Origin of the sequence: Pseudonocardia sp. HH130630-07 (assembly GCF_001698125.1) — a bacterium.
Classification (GTDB): domain Bacteria; phylum Actinomycetota; class Actinomycetes; order Mycobacteriales; family Pseudonocardiaceae; genus Pseudonocardia.
In genome coordinates this window covers 2,093,478-2,106,982 of sequence record NZ_CP013854.1, presented here as the reverse complement: position 1 = coordinate 2,106,982, position 13,505 = coordinate 2,093,478, and the positions used below count along the sequence as shown (strand labels likewise).

The window sequence follows — 13,505 nt, the reverse complement described above, 5'->3', positions numbered from 1 at the left end:
CGCGGCTCAGGCGCGGTCGAACCGCTCGTCGCGACCCTTCTTCAGCAGCCGCAACCAGTCCCGGAACCCGGCCGGGTCCCGCTTGGTGACCAGGAAGTACCAGGCGAAGCGCGGCAGCTCCAGGAGGCCGATCCGGCGCATCCCGGGCTGGCTCATCAGGTACCCGCGGTTGCGGTAGGTGTAGTAGCGCTTGACCGGGTCGCCCGGGTCCTGGGCGTGCAACCGGCCCCCCAGCATCGGCTTGAACTCGTCCGAGCCGTAGGGGTGCAGGTAGGTCGCGTGCAGCGCGGTGCCGAACGGCAGCCCGGAGCGCACCATGCGGCGGTGCAGCTCGACCTCGTCCCCGCGGACGAACAGCCGCAGGTCCGGCACCCCGATGACCTCCAGGGTGGAGGCGCGGAACAGCGCGCCGTTGAAGAACGAGGCGATGCCCGGCAGCAGGTCCGGGTCGCCGTCACCGGCGAGCAGCGCGGAGCGGGTGCGGTGCCAGGTCACGCCCCGGCGCAGCGGGAACGCGAGCCGCTCGGGGTCGGACTTGTCCGCGACCACCGGGGACACGGCGGCGAGCCCGCGGTCGGTCGCGAGGTCGAGCAGGGTCGCCAGGGTGGTCTCGTCGGCCGCGTGGCCGTCGTCGTCGGCCAGGAAGACCCAGTCCGCGCCCATCGCGAGCGCGTGCAGCATGCCGAGTGCGAACCCGCCTGCGCCGCCGAGGTTGTGCCAGGACGGGATCCAGGTCGTCGGCAGCGGGCACGCCTCGACGGCCTCGCGGGCGGGCTGGTCCGGCCCGTTGTCGACGACGATCAGGTGTGCCACCGGGCGGCTCTGCTTCGCCATCGCGGCGAGCGAGTCGACGAGCAGGTCGGCGCGGTGCCGGGTGACGATGACCCCGACGACGGAGCCGGGGGCCAGCGGGCCGCTCACGCGGTGCCCTCCAGCGGCGTCCGGCCCTTGTAGTGGTCCAGGACCTCCTGCAGCGGCCCGTACTCCTTGATCGTGCCGTGCTCCATCCACAGCGCGGTGTCGCACAGGTCGGCGAGGAACTCGTCGGAGTGCGAGGCGAACACCAGGATCCCGGAGCGGTCGACGAGCTCGTGCAGCCGGCCGCGCGCCTTGTTCAGGAACTCGGCGTCGACGGCGCCGATGCCCTCGTCGAGCAGCAGGATCTCCGGATCGATCGAGGTGACGACGCCGAGCGCCAGCCGCACCCGCATGCCCGTCGAGTACGCCCGCAGCGGCATCGCCAGGTAGTCGCCCAGCTCGGTGAACTCGGCGATGTCGTCGATCCGGGCTTCCATCTGCTTCTTGGTCATGCCCAGGAACAGGCCCCGGATCAGGATGTTCTCGTACCCGGAGATCTCCGGGTCCATCCCGACCGCCAGGTCGAAGATCGGCGCGACCTTGCCCCGGACGGCGGACCGGCCGCGGGTCGGCTCGTAGATGCCGGCCATCAGCCGCAGCAGCGTCGACTTGCCGGCACCGTTGTGCCCGACCAGCGCGACCCGGTCACCCCGGTCGAGCTTCAGCGTGATGTCGCGCAGCGCCTCGATGATCGGCACCTTGGCCCCGGTGCCGATCCGGCCGCCCGCCTTGCCGAGCACGGCCTTCTTCAGCGACCGGGTCTTGGCGTCGAAGATCGGGAAGTCGACGGCGGCCCGGTCGATCCGGATCCGGGGCTCGACCCCGCTGGAATCAGACACAGTGCTCACACCCAGTACGCGACGCGGGAACGGTAGTTGCGCAGGCAGACCAGCGCGGCGGCCCACCCGACGATCGTGATCGCGCCGGCCACCAGCCAGTACCGGCCGACGATCTCCTGCCCGAGCAGGGGCTGGCGCAGGATCTCCAGGAAGTGGAACACCGGGTTCAGCTCGACGAGGCTGGCCCGCTCCCGGGCGGCCTCGTTGTCCTGCAGGATGTCGATCGACCACACGATCGGTGTCAGGTAGAACACGAGCTGGGTGACGCTGGCGATGATCGGCGGGATGTCCCGGAACCGGGTCGCGAGGATGCCGGCCAGGATCGCGATCCAGGCGCCGTTCACCGCGAGCAGGGCGAACGCCGGCAGCGACAGCAGCACCTCCCAGCCCAGCGGCCGCGGGAAGATCACCATCAGCACGGCCCAGACGACCAGGTTGTGCAGGAAGAACAGCGTCTGCCGCCACACCAGGCGGTAGATGTGCAGGGTCAGCGGCGCGGGGAGGAACTTGATCAGTCCCTCGTTGGAGATGAAGACCTCGCTGCCCTCGAGGATGCAGCCGGAGACGAAGTTCCAGATCAGCAGACCGACCGCCACGTGCGGGAGGAAGGTCGCGATCGGCGTCTCGAACAGCGCCGAGTAGAGGATGCCCAGCCCGAGCGCGATGACGCCCATGCTGATCGAGATCCACAGCGGGCCCAGCACGGAGCGCCGGTAGCGCTGCTTGATGTCCTGCCAGCCCAGGTAGCCCCAGAGCGGGCGCTGCCGCCAGCCGGCACGGAGATCGGCGAACGCCCGGCCCCAGCTGCGCGGGCTCGACACCTCGTCCGGGTCGACGACGTCGCCCGGCTCGTTGTCGGTCACGGTGACGGCCACCCGACGAGGGTACTCACGGCCGTCCGCCCGGTCCGGCAGGGGCGGCCCCTGCCGGACCGGGCGGAAATCGCAGGTCGGGTCCGGGTCCGGAGGGTCAGAGGTACTGCCCGGTGCCCCGGCCCATGCCGTCGGGCATCTGCTGCTCCATGCCGGCGGCCGCGCCGGGCGGGAGGCCCCGGCGCATCTGCTCCAGCTGGGCGCGGGCCGCCATCTGCTGGGCGAACAGCGCGGTCTGGATGCCGTGGAACAGCCCCTCCAGCCAGCCGACCAGCTGGGCCTGGGCGATCCGCAGCTCGCCCTCCGAGGGCGTCGCGTCCGCGGTGAACGGCAGGCTCAGCCGGTTCAGCTCCTCGCGCAGCTCCGGCGCCAGGCCCTCCTCGAGCTCCTTCACGGAGTTCTCGTGGATCTCCTTGAGCCGGCTGCGGGACGCCTCGTCCAGCGGGGCCGCCTTCACCTCCTCCAGCAGCTGCTTGATCATCGTGCCGATCCGCATGACCTTCGCGGGCTGCTCGACCATCGACGCCGGGCTCTGCGGGTCGTCGTCGACGCCGTCGCCGGCCGGGACGGTCGCCATGCCCACGGGGCGGCCGTCGGCGCCGACCACCACGACCCGCTCCTCGGGGGTCTCCTGCTCGTCGCTCATGGCGCCATTCTGGACCCGGCGGCCGGGGTCGCGCGCATCAGGAGCCCGGGTTGCACAGCAGGAGCTTCCCGGTGACGCCGCCGTCGGCGAGCCTGCGGTGCGCGTCGGCGGCGCCGGACATCGGGTACCGCTCGAACACCACCGGGCGGACCGAGCCCGCGGCGAACAGCGGCCACACCCGGTCCCGGACCTGCTCGACGATCGCCGCCTTGGAGTTCGGTCCCTCGACCGGCCGTCCGCGCAGGCCCATCGCGGACACGTGCCCGCGCTTGGCGAGCAGCGCACCGAGGTTGATCTCCGCCTTCACCCCGCCCTGCATGCCGATGATCATCAGACGGCCGTCGGTGGCGAGGGCGGACAGGTTGTTCGCCAGTCCCTTGGCGCCCATGTTGTCCAGGATGACGTCGGCGCCGCGGCCGTCGGTGGCCTCCTTCAGCCGGGCCGCGACGTCGTCGTGGTAGTCGATCACGATGTCGGCGCCGAGGTCGCGGCAGAACTGCAGCCGGTCGGCGTGCCCCGCGGTGGCGGCCACCCGGGCACCGAGGGCCGCCGCGACCTGGATCGCGTGCGTCCCGATCCCGGACGAGCCGCCCTGGACCAGGAACGTCTCGCCCGCGGCCAGCCGGCCCTCCATGAACACGTTCGACCAGACGGTGCAGGCGACCTCGGGCAGCCCGCCGGCCTCCTCCAGCGAGACGCCGTCCGGGATCGGCAGCAGCTGCGCCGCGGGCACCGCGACCTTCTCCGCGTAGCCGCCCCCGGCGAGCAGCGCGCACACCTCGTCCCCGACCGACCAGCCGGTGACGCCCTCGCCGAGCGCGGAGATCCGGCCGGAGCACTCCAGGCCCAGGATGTCCGACGCACCCGGCGGCACCGGGTAGTTGCCCTGCACCTGCAGCAGGTCGGCCCGGTTGACCGCGGAGGCGACGACGTCGACGACCACCTCGCCCGCGCCCGGCGCCGGGTCCGGGACCTCCGTCCAGGCCATGTGCTCCGGTCCGCCGTACTCCGCCAGGGTGATCGCCTTCATGGCGACCGACCGTATTCTCCTCGCGCCGTTCCCGCCGATCCGGCACGGTCGGCCCATGGACGTCCTGCCTGCGCCGATCGACCCCGTCCCGGACCCGTGGCCGGTCTCCGGGCTGGTGCTGCGCACCCCGAGGCTGGAACTGCGCCCGGACGACGACTCCTCGGTCCGCGAGCTGGTCGCGATGGCCCAGACCTCCGGTATCCATCCCGCTGACCGGATGCCGTTCCTGACGTCCTGGACCGAGACCGAGCCGCGGCTGTTCGGGCGGAAGGTGCTGCAGTACTTCTGGTCCACCCGGGCCGAGACCTCCCCGGAGGACTGGAGCCTGCTGTTCGTGGTCCGGGCCGGCGGCACCGTGATCGGCCTGCAGGAGCTGGCCGGCAAGCGGTTCGGGGTCCTGCGCGAGGTGCGGACCGGCTCCTACCTGGGCCTGCCGTACCAGGGCACGGGCTACGGGACCGAGATGCGGGCCGCGGTGCTGGCGTTCGCGTTCGACCACCTGGGGGCGACGACGGCCCGCTCGGAGTACATGGACGGGAACGCCGCGTCGGCCGGGGTCTCGGCCCGGCTCGGCTACGTGCCCGACGGGACGGCGCTGATCGCCTCCCGGGACCGGCCGGTGGTCGAGCACCGGCAGCTGCTGGCCCGTGACGCGTTCGCCCGTCCCGGCTGGGAGCTGCGGGTCGGCGGTTACACCGGGGCGGTCGCCGGGTTCCTCGACGGAGACCTGCCCCCGGGCTGAGCTGGACCGTCCGGATGCCCGGCGCCGGCCGACGTCCGGGCGCACCGGCGCCGCCCGGCCGGTCAGCTGAAGATCAGGTCGCGGTGGCGCGGCAGGCGCAGCCACACCTGCCCGCCGACGAGCAGGATCCCGAGCACGGCGAACCACTGCACCGCGTGCACGGCCGGGACGACGTCGACCGGCAGCGTGTACGCCGTGACCACCCGCAGCCCGGCGTCGGCGAACAGCCCGAGCGCCCAGCCCACGGTCAGCCATCGCCAGACGCCGCGGAACCGGGCCGACGCCGTCCACCGGCGGTCCCACTCGGCCGGGTCGTGCCCGGCCTCGGTCAGGGTGAGCCGCCCGACGGTGAACAGCGCGGGCCGGGTGCCGGGCACCGTCGCGAGCAGGGTCGCGCCGAGGGCGGCGGTGACCAGCCCGTCCCGGGCGAGCAGCACCCGCTCGTCCCCGCCGACCAGCGACGTCGCGGCGCTCGCCACGCACAGCACCAGGACGAGGACGGCGAACCACTCCGGCCGCCGGTAGCGCAGCAGCACGTACAGCGCCCGCGCGGCCGGGGCCGCGGCACCGGTGAGCAGGGCGGGTCCGGCGCCGATCCCGGCGGCCCGCAACCCGTAGAAGACGACCAGCGGGGTCGCGAGGTCCACCGCCGTCGTCACCAGCAGTTCGCGGCGGTTCACGACGGCACCGGTCCGGCCGTCAGCCGGGCGATCCGCTCGGCCACCCGTTCCGGGAACTCCCCGGGCAGCGCGTGCGAGGCGTCCGGCCAGACCTCGACCGTCCCGCGGGGCAGCAGCGCGGCCCGCTCCCGGGCCCGTCCGGCGTCGAGCATCGTGCTGCGGCCGCCGAGCAGGACCAGGGTCGGGACGGTGACGGCGCGGAGGTCGGCGTCCGACGGGCGCGGCGGGTGCGGCACCGCCGAGGCGAAGCCGGACATCCCGGCGTCGACGAGCCGCAGGACCGGGTCGTCGCCGGCGGCCCCGCCGTCGCCGAGCCGGTCCAGGAAGCGGCGGCGCAGCCATCCCGGGGCACCCGGGATCGCGCCCACCGAGGACGCGACCGTCGCGAGCGGGATGCGGTCGAACGTGTTCGCCGGTTCGAGCAGGGAGAGCGTCCGCAGGCCCGCGGGGGCCCGGCGGGCCAGCTCGAACGCGATCCGGCCGCCCATCGACGTCCCCACGAGGTGGAACGACGCGAGGTCTAGCCCGTCCAGCAGGGCGCGCAGCCAGCGGGCCTGGTCGGCGAGGTCGCGGATCGGCACGTCCTGGCGGCTCGCGCCGGGCCCCCCGAGCGGGTCGACGAGGTGCACGGTCCCGAGCCCGAGCAACGACGGCACGCTCGACGCCCAGCTCACCCCCGGCGCACCGGCGCCGGGAAGCAGCACCAGCGGCTCGCCGGACGGTGCCCCCTCGCAGGTCAGGACCCGGACGGTGCCGTGCGTGGTCTCGACGTCACGGGCGATCGCCGGCGGGAGCGTCGCCACCGCGGCGGCGTAGAGCGCCCGGTAGCGCTCCCGCGCCGCCGGGTCGGTGAAGTGTGCGGTCCGCATCGCCCCTCCTTTTCACGGTACGTTCGGACTGGAAAAGGCCCGGAGGGCTTTTGCAAGCCGATCGGATTGCAACGGAGGTGCGGATGCCGAGGGTCGTCGACCACGGATAGCGGCGTGGCGAGATGGCGGAGGCGCTGTGGCGGGTGGCCGCGGCCGAGGGGCTGGAGGCGGTCAGCCTCGCCCGGGTCGCCCAGGAGGCCGGGGTGTCCAAGGGCCGGGTGCAGCACTACTTCGGCTCCCGCGACGAGCTGCTCGACTTCGCCGCGGAGCAGCTCCAGCTCCGGGTGGACGAGCGGATCCGCACCGGGCTGACGGCCGCGCACCCGCGGACCCCGCTGGACGAGGTCCGGGCGCTGCTGGTCGCGCTGCTCCCGCTGGACGACGACGCCCGCACCGACGCCCGGGTCGGTTCGGCGTTCCTGATCCGCGCGCTCGGCGACGACCGGCTCCGGGAGACCTACCGCCGTGGCAACCGGTTGCTGCGCGGGGCGGTCGTGGACCGGCTCGCGGCCGCCGGGCTCGGCGGGATCGCCCCGGAACCCGACGCCGCCATCCTGCTCGCGCTCGCCGGTGGGCTCGCCGAGTCGGTGCTGCTGGGCGAGCACGACGCGGCGTCGGCCGTCGCCGTCCTGGACCACCAGCTCGACCGGTTGCGCCGGGGCTGACCTACCCCAGGTCGCGGGTGGCGAAGGTGTCGCACGCGTTCGGGTCACCGGAGTCGAGGCCGGTGGTGAACCACCGCTCGCGCTGGGCGGAGCTGCCGTGCGAGAACTGGGACTCGTCGACCCGGCCGCCGCCCAGGGTGGCCTGGATGTGGTCGTCGCCGATCTTGTCCGCGGTGTCGAGTGCGGCGTCGACGTCGGCCTGGTTCAGCTCGGTGATCAGCGGGCGGCCGGAGTCGCCGGGGACCGTCGTGGCGTGGTGCGCCCAGACCCCGGCGTAGCAGTCGGCCTGCAGCTCCAGCCGGACCGAGCCGGACGTCGGGCCGGTCTCGTTGCCGACCCGCCGGTTGGCGCCGAGCAGGTTCTGGATGTGGTGGCCGTACTCGTGCGCCATGACGTAGGACTGCGAGAACGGGCCGCCCTCGGCGCCGAACCGGGTCTGCAGGTCGTCGAAGAAGGTCAGGTCGATGTAGATCTCGGAGTCGGCCGGGCAGTAGAACGGCCCGCTGTCCGAGGTCGCCGAGCCGCAGCCGTCGGTGCTGACGCCGCCGGAGAAGAAGTTCGTCCGCGGCGGGGTGAAGCCGGAGGAGAACCGGCCGGCCCAGAAGTCGTCCAGCGAGTTCACGACCGCGACCATCCGGCAGTCCGTCGACGTGTTCGCCGACGCCCCGGTCGAACAGTTGCGGGCCAGCGACGCGCCGTCCGCGGACTGGCCGGTCCCGACCTGGTCGAGGCTGGGGTACCCGCCGCCCGCCGCCATGCCGCCGAGGTCGGTCCCGCCGAGGTTGGTGAGCAGCAGGTAGACGATGAGACCGACGATGCCGAGCCCGCCGCCCGCACCGGCGACCCGCCCGCCGACGCCGCGTCCGCCGCCGGAACCGCGCAGGTCGTCCACCCCGGACGTGTCCAGCCGGGCGTTCTCGTCGAACCGCACCCTGACCTCCCCTTGACCGTTCGCGAAGATCCCACCACATCCGGGGTCGCCGCACCGTCCGTGTCACCCCGCCCCCGTGTCACCCCGCCCCCGGGTCGCCCCACCCCCCGTCGCACTCATGGAGCTTCAGCCCGGTGTCACGAGGCCGAAGCTCCATGAGTGCAACACGGGTGTGACGAGTGTGACGGGTGGGATGAGTGGGCCGGGGTCACCGGCGGCGCCAGGCCGCGGGGCTGGTGCCGTGGGCGGTGCGGAACCGCCGTACGAAGTACCCGGCGTCGCGGTAGCCGACCCGGCGCCCGATCTCGGTGACGGTCAGGTCGGTGCCGGCCAGCAGTCGCCGGGCCTCGCGCATCCGCCGTTCGGTGAGCCACTGCTGGACGGTGCGCCCGGTCCGGCGGCCGACCACGGTCGTCAGGTGGCCCGGGGTGAGCCCGAGTGCGTCGGCGACGTCACGCAGCGAGACGGGTTCGGCGAACCGCTCCTCGATCGTCGCGAAGACCCCGGCGAGCAGGGGGTCCACCGCAGCGGCCGGGACGTCGTCGTGCAACCGCCCCAGGGTGACGAGGAGCAGGGTGAGGTGGGCACGGGCCGCGTCGGCGTGACCGTCGCGCCGCTCGGCCAGCTCGGCCTCCAGCGCGGCGAGCCCGGCGAGCACACCCGGCCGGTCGGTCGCGGGCACAGTGAGCCGCTGCGCCCCGCCCCGGTGGTTCCCGACGAACGGCGCGAGCAGCGGATGCCCGCGCCAGGACACCAGCGGGGCGGCGGCGTCCGGGTCGACGGCCTCCGCGGGGAAGACGACCGTCCAGATCTCCCCGCCGGGCGGGGCCACGTCCTCCTCCGCCGCGACGACCGCTCCCGGGGCGACGACGAACGCGTCGCCCGCGACGAGGTCCCAGTGCCGCCCGTCGACCCTGGTCGCCCACCGCCCGGCGGTGACGTAGCTGAGCAGCAGGAAGTCGTGGGCGTGCGCGCCCCGGAAGCGCGGCATCCCGGGCGAGCCGTGGTCCGAGCGGCGGCCGACCGTGATCGGGACCGGGGCCTGGGCCAGGCCGATCAACGGGACGCCCGAACTTCGTCCCATCACTGCCGTGGATCGTTCATTGGCGCCTGCTCGTCCGCGCTGGAACCTGGTCGACGTACTCGACTTTCGTACCACGGAGGCGTCATGACGACCGACTACCTGCCCGCGCTCATCAGCCCGCGGCTGCTGCCGCGCTACGACGGCCTCGCCCGGCTCAGCGGCGCCGGTGCCGTGTACTGGCGGCTGGTGGCACAGGCCGGCATCCAGCCCGGATCCTCGGTCCTGGAGATCGGGTGCGGGACCGGGAACGTGGTGCTGCGGGCGAAGCGGGCCGTCCCGTCGGCCACCGTGACCGGCATCGACCCCGATCCGGAGGCGTTGCGCATCGCCCGGGGCAAGGCGGGCCGGGAGAACCTGGACCTGCGTCTGGACCGGGGCACCGCCGAGGACCTGCCCTACGACGACGGCAGCGCCGACCGCGTCCTCTCGTCGCTGATGCTGCACCACGTCGCCGCCGACGCGCAGGTCACGGCGCTGCGCGAGGCCCGCCGCGTACTGGCCCCCGGTGGCAGCCTGCACCTGGTCGACCTGGACCACGATCCCCGCGTCGCCGGCCCGCTGACCCCGCTGAACCGCGCGCTGTCCCTGCTCCACCGCCTCGACCAGCTCGCGCACCGCGCGCCCCGCCCCCGGTCACTCATGGAGCTTCGGCCTCGTGAGACCAGGCCGAAGCTCCATGAGTACGACGGGGCGGGGCACGGCCACGGCCACGGCCACGGGCACGGCGCGGGGCGGGCGGTTCCCGAGCTGCTGGACGAGGCGGGGTTCCGGGAGGTGACCGTCGTCGGCGGGGGACGGACCGGGCTGGGGGCGCTCACGTTCTACCGCGCGGAGCGTTAGGCGGGGTCCGTGCCGGTGAACCGGGCGCCCCACTCGTCCATGATCCGGACGATCGGTTCGAGGCTGCGGCCGAGTCCGGTCAGCGAGTACTCGACCCGCGGCGGCACCTCCGGGTGGACGGTGCGGTGCACGATCCCGTCCTCCTCCAGCTCGCGCAGCTGCCGGGTCAGGGTCTTGGTGTTCGCGAGCGGCAGCAGGCGCCCGAGCTCGTTGAACCGCCGGGTCCCGGTGAGCAGGTGCTTGACCAGGGTCAGCTTCCAGGTGCCGCCGAGTACGGAGACCGCGACCTCCACCGGACAGACCTCGACGGCTCGGCGGACGGGCAGCCGCATGGTTCCTCCAAGGGGACAGAAATGTCCGTACTACCGAAGAGCGCACCAAGGGTCAACCATGGATGCATGTCGTCGAACACCACGTCGTCGCGGTCCGTCCTCTGGGTCAGCGCGCACCCCGAGCCCCGTTCGCTGACCGGGAGCCTCCGCCGCGCCGGTGTCGAGCACCTGCGCCGCGGCGGCCACCACGTCCACGAGTCGGATCTCTACGCCATGAACTGGGACCCGGTCGTGCGCCCCGGCGACGGCGGGCACACCACCGGTGACGAGCCCTTCCGCGTGGGGGCCGACACCCGCCGCGCCTACGTCGAGGACGCACTCCCGCCCGAGATCGCCCGGGAGCAGGCGGCGCTGCGGGCGGCGGACGCCGTCGTCCTGCAGTTCCCGCTGTGGTGGTACGGCATGCCCGCCATCCTCAAGGGCTGGTTCGACCGCGTGTTCCTGAACGGGTTCGCGTTCGGGACCGACCCGCGCACGGGCCGCCGGCTGCGCTTCGAGCAGGGCCCGTTCGTCGGGACCCGGGCGCTGGTGCTGACGACGCTGGGGGACCGCCCGGGTGCCGTCGGGCCGCGTGGGGTCTCGGGTGCGCCGGAGGAGATGCTGTTCGGTCTGCTGCACGGGACGCTGGCCTACACCGGGATGGGCGTCCTCCCGCCGTGGGCGCTGCCGAGCGCGGACCGGCTCACCGACTACGGGGCGACGGAGGCGGACCTGCTCGGGCGGCTCGACGCCCTGTGGACCGACGAGCCGATCCCGTACCGGCCCCGGTTCACCGGCGAGTACACCGACGACGGCGAGCTGGCCCCGCACCTGCGGCCGGGGGAGACCGGGCTGCCGATCCACGTCGCCGCCGGATGAGGCTCCGGCGCTGCGACGGGAGCGTGGGCGGACCGGATACGCTGCCCGGCGGAAGCGTGGCAGAGCGGCCGAATGCACCCGCCTTGAAAGCGGGCGTCCGAAAGGACCGGGGGTTCGAATCCCCCCGCTTCCGCTGTTCTCGGCCACGATGACCGGATGGGACACGGCATACCGGTCGACTTCTTCCGCGAGTTCGCCGACGACCGGGTGCCGGTCGGCGACGTCACGCTGCGGGTCCGGCACGGCGGTTCCGGCCCGCCGGTGCTGCTCCTGCACGGCCATCCGCGGACCGCGGCGACCTGGCACCGCGTCGCCCCGTTGCTGGTCGCGGCCGGTTACACGGTGATCTGCCCCGATCTGCGCGGCTACGGCGCCTCCTCCGTCCCGCCCACCACCCACGACCACGCGCCGTACTCGAAACGGGCGATGGCCGCCGACCTCGTCGGCCTGCTCGACCACCTCGGGCTGCGCCGCGCCGCCGTCGTCGGGCACGATCGCGGCTCCTACGTCGTGTTCCGGACGGCGATGGACGCGCCGGAGCGGGTGTCCCGGCTCGCGGTGCTGGACGGCGTCCCGATCGGGGAGGCGCTGGCCCGCTGCGACGCGCGCTTCGCCGCCGAGTGGTGGCACTGGTTCTTCCTCGCCCGGCCGGAGATCCCCGAGCGGGTCATCCTCGCCGATCCCGACGCCTGGTACCGCGGCTCCGCAGGGCAGATGGGCCCCGAGGCCCACGCCGAGTTCCGGCGGGCCGTGCACGATCCCGCCACGGTCGGAGCGATGCTGGAGGACTACTGGGCGGGGCTGGGCGTCGACCGCGCCCACGACGACGCCGACCGCGACGCCGGTCGCCGGATCGGCTGCCCGACGCTCGTCCTCTGGTCGAGCCGCGACGACATGGAGCGGCTCTACGGCGATCCGCGGGCGGTGTGGCGAGCGTGGGCGGACGACGTGTCCGGCGGGCCCGTCGACTCCGGGCACCACATGGCGGAGGAGGCTCCCCGGGAGCTCGCCGCGCGCCTGTGCGAGTTCCTGCGGGAGTGAGACGGCGGCTCACCAGCCGCGGCGTTCCAGGACGAACGTCTGCAGATTCGAGGACCCGGCCTGTCCGCATCGCCCGGCACGCTCGCGCCATGAGTACGGACATCCTCCTCCCGGCCGCTTCGGTCCCCGGTTCGGCCGGGGTCCTCAACGTGTTCCTGATCGTCGACGACGCGGCGTCGCTGCTGACGTTCGTGACCGAGGTCTTCGACGTGAGCGAGAACCCGGCGGGCCGCGCCCATCTCCCGGGCGGCGAGATCATCCATTCCGAGGTCCGCATCGGCGGCAGTGACCTCATGGTCGCGGACCGGCTACCGGGGTGGCCGTCGCGTCCCGGGCTGTTGCAGATCTGGGTCACCGACACCCGGGTCGTGCTCGACCGGGCCGTCGCCCGTGGCGCCGAGATCGTCACCGAGCCGACCCCGTTCTACGGCGAGACGACGCTCGCCCGGATGCTCGACCGCTGGGGGAACCTGTGGTGGCTGTGGTCCCCGGCGCCCGGGCAGCCGGGGCCGGAGTACGCCACCGACGACTCCCCGGACACCGTCTTCACCACGCTCGATACGACCCTGCGCGCGCTGCACGACGGGTCCTGAGCGCCCCCCGGGTTCCCGACGGTCGCCGGGTCGGGATCACGGGCGCCGCGGACGCCCGCCGATCGACGACGGCACCGGAACGAACGTGACCCCGCCGGCGTCGGCCACGATCTCGACCTCGTCCCCGAGCGACCACTCCGCGGCACGTGCCGCCTGCGCCGCGGGTACCCCGTCCGACCCGGGCCCGGGCGGCACGTCGTAGGTCCCGTGCGCCCGGTGCGCCAGCACGACGCCGTAGTCCCGGTCCAGCGCCGCCCGTGCGGTGGCGGCGACGCACATCTCGGACAGGACACCGCACACCGCGATCCGGCGTACACCGGCTGCGCGCAGGATCTCCCCGAGATCGGTGCCCCGGAACCCGTCGTCGAGCGACTTCGCGACGACGGGTTCCGCCGGTGCCGGGTCGCGCAGCAGCGACCAGCCGTCGGTGCCGGGCTCGTCGGGCGCACCGGCGGGGCCGTCGTTGCGCAGGTGCACGATCAACGCCCCGGCGGCACGCGCGCGGCCGAGCAGCCGGTCGATCTCCGCCACGAGGCGGTCCGCGTCCGGAACGGCATCCGCACCCCGCACGAAGGCGGTCTGCAGATCGACGACGATCAGTGCCTCGGCGGCGGCTGGGTCCACC

The 13,505-nt window shown here is 73.9% G+C and carries 17 protein-coding genes and 1 tRNA gene; 7 read left to right on the top strand and 11 right to left on the bottom strand.

The genetic code is table 11. The features are described from left to right. Positions 1 to 6: 6 nt before the first annotated feature. The 5 genes from glfT1 to AFB00_RS10200 all read right to left on the bottom strand — a co-directional run bounded on the left by glfT1 (position 7) and on the right by AFB00_RS10200 (position 4,245). The gene (gene glfT1 / locus AFB00_RS10220; protein ID WP_068797034.1) at positions 7 to 921 is read right to left on the bottom strand and encodes a galactofuranosyltransferase GlfT1; all 915 of its coding nucleotides are present in this window, start codon (positions 919 to 921) and stop codon (positions 7 to 9) included. Next, a complete protein-coding gene (gene wzt, locus AFB00_RS10215) occupies positions 918 to 1,697 on the bottom strand; it encodes a galactan export ABC transporter ATP-binding subunit Wzt/RfbE (protein WP_442965852.1) in 780 nt (259 codons plus the stop codon). Before wzt ends, glfT1 begins: the two co-directional genes overlap by 4 nt. Before the next feature lie 5 nt (positions 1,698 to 1,702). After that, positions 1,703 to 2,572, bottom strand: coding sequence for a galactan export ABC transporter permease subunit Wzm/RfbD (gene wzm / locus AFB00_RS10210; protein ID WP_068797033.1), 870 nt, complete (start codon positions 2,570 to 2,572; stop codon positions 1,703 to 1,705). A 94-nt stretch (positions 2,573 to 2,666) separates the two neighbouring features. Further along, positions 2,667 to 3,215: a bacterial proteasome activator family protein gene (locus tag AFB00_RS10205; RefSeq protein WP_068797032.1), complete on the bottom strand. Its 549-nt coding sequence runs from the start codon at positions 3,213 to 3,215 to the stop codon at positions 2,667 to 2,669. Positions 3,216 to 3,252: 37 nt separating this feature from the next. After that, positions 3,253 to 4,245: an NAD(P)H-quinone oxidoreductase gene (locus AFB00_RS10200; RefSeq protein WP_068797031.1), complete on the bottom strand. Its 993-nt coding sequence runs from the start codon at positions 4,243 to 4,245 to the stop codon at positions 3,253 to 3,255. A gap of 55 nt (positions 4,246 to 4,300) precedes the next feature. Here AFB00_RS10200 and AFB00_RS10195 point away from each other — a divergent pair, with 55 nt between their 5' ends. Continuing rightward, positions 4,301 to 4,987, top strand: coding sequence for a GNAT family N-acetyltransferase (locus tag AFB00_RS10195; protein WP_068797030.1), 687 nt, complete (start codon positions 4,301 to 4,303; stop codon positions 4,985 to 4,987). Between the two features lie 62 nt (positions 4,988 to 5,049). Here AFB00_RS10195 and AFB00_RS10190 read toward each other — a convergent pair whose 3' ends face one another. After that, complete coding sequence (locus AFB00_RS10190; RefSeq protein WP_068797029.1) at positions 5,050 to 5,667, bottom strand: VC0807 family protein; 618 nt, start codon at positions 5,665 to 5,667, stop codon at positions 5,050 to 5,052. Then, positions 5,664 to 6,536, bottom strand: coding sequence for an alpha/beta fold hydrolase (locus AFB00_RS10185; protein WP_068797028.1), 873 nt, complete (start codon positions 6,534 to 6,536; stop codon positions 5,664 to 5,666). Before AFB00_RS10185 ends, AFB00_RS10190 begins: the two co-directional genes overlap by 4 nt. Before the next feature lie 122 nt (positions 6,537 to 6,658). Here AFB00_RS10185 and AFB00_RS10180 point away from each other — a divergent pair, with 122 nt between their 5' ends. Beyond that, positions 6,659 to 7,201: a TetR/AcrR family transcriptional regulator gene (locus AFB00_RS10180; protein WP_231974304.1), complete on the top strand. Its 543-nt coding sequence runs from the start codon at positions 6,659 to 6,661 to the stop codon at positions 7,199 to 7,201. 1 nt (position 7,202) lies between these two features. Here AFB00_RS10180 and ypfJ read toward each other — a convergent pair whose 3' ends face one another. Next, positions 7,203 to 8,132 carry a KPN_02809 family neutral zinc metallopeptidase gene (gene ypfJ / locus AFB00_RS10175; RefSeq protein WP_068797027.1) on the bottom strand — a complete coding sequence of 310 codons (930 nt, stop codon included), beginning with the start codon at positions 8,130 to 8,132 and terminating at the stop codon, positions 7,203 to 7,205. Between the two features lie 208 nt (positions 8,133 to 8,340). Further along, complete coding sequence (locus AFB00_RS10170) at positions 8,341 to 9,216, bottom strand: helix-turn-helix transcriptional regulator (RefSeq protein ID WP_068797026.1); 876 nt, start codon at positions 9,214 to 9,216, stop codon at positions 8,341 to 8,343. An 84-nt stretch (positions 9,217 to 9,300) separates the two neighbouring features. On the opposite strand from AFB00_RS10170, the gene AFB00_RS10165 reads away from it, so the two are divergent. Beyond that, positions 9,301 to 10,056 (top strand): class I SAM-dependent methyltransferase, encoded by a 756-nt coding sequence (locus AFB00_RS10165; protein ID WP_068797025.1) that lies wholly within the window; start codon positions 9,301 to 9,303, stop codon positions 10,054 to 10,056. Here AFB00_RS10165 and AFB00_RS10160 read toward each other — a convergent pair. Continuing rightward, on the bottom strand, positions 10,053 to 10,388 hold the full coding sequence (locus tag AFB00_RS10160; RefSeq protein ID WP_068797024.1) for a winged helix-turn-helix transcriptional regulator: 336 nt from the start codon (positions 10,386 to 10,388) through the stop codon (positions 10,053 to 10,055). The two genes, AFB00_RS10165 and AFB00_RS10160, sit on opposite strands and share 4 nt — an antisense overlap. 66 nt (positions 10,389 to 10,454) lie before the next feature. On the opposite strand from AFB00_RS10160, the gene AFB00_RS10155 reads away from it, so the two are divergent. The 4 genes from AFB00_RS10155 (at position 10,455) to AFB00_RS10140 (ending at position 12,880) form a co-directional block, all read left to right on the top strand. Next, positions 10,455 to 11,246 carry an NAD(P)H-dependent oxidoreductase gene (locus AFB00_RS10155; RefSeq protein ID WP_068797023.1) on the top strand — a complete coding sequence of 264 codons (792 nt, stop codon included), beginning with the start codon at positions 10,455 to 10,457 and terminating at the stop codon, positions 11,244 to 11,246. Between the two features lie 50 nt (positions 11,247 to 11,296). Then, a tRNA-Ser gene (locus tag AFB00_RS10150) sits at positions 11,297 to 11,379 on the top strand. A gap of 23 nt (positions 11,380 to 11,402) precedes the next feature. Then, positions 11,403 to 12,287 carry an alpha/beta fold hydrolase gene (locus AFB00_RS10145; RefSeq protein WP_068797022.1) on the top strand — a complete coding sequence of 295 codons (885 nt, stop codon included), beginning with the start codon at positions 11,403 to 11,405 and terminating at the stop codon, positions 12,285 to 12,287. Between the two features lie 89 nt (positions 12,288 to 12,376). Continuing rightward, complete coding sequence (locus AFB00_RS10140) at positions 12,377 to 12,880, top strand: VOC family protein (protein WP_068797021.1); 504 nt, start codon at positions 12,377 to 12,379, stop codon at positions 12,878 to 12,880. Positions 12,881 to 12,916: 36 nt separating this feature from the next. Here AFB00_RS10140 and AFB00_RS10135 read toward each other — a convergent pair whose 3' ends face one another. Next, the gene (locus AFB00_RS10135; protein ID WP_068797020.1) at positions 12,917 to 13,504 is read right to left on the bottom strand and encodes an isochorismatase family protein; all 588 of its coding nucleotides are present in this window, start codon (positions 13,502 to 13,504) and stop codon (positions 12,917 to 12,919) included. Position 13,505 lies beyond the last annotated feature (1 nt).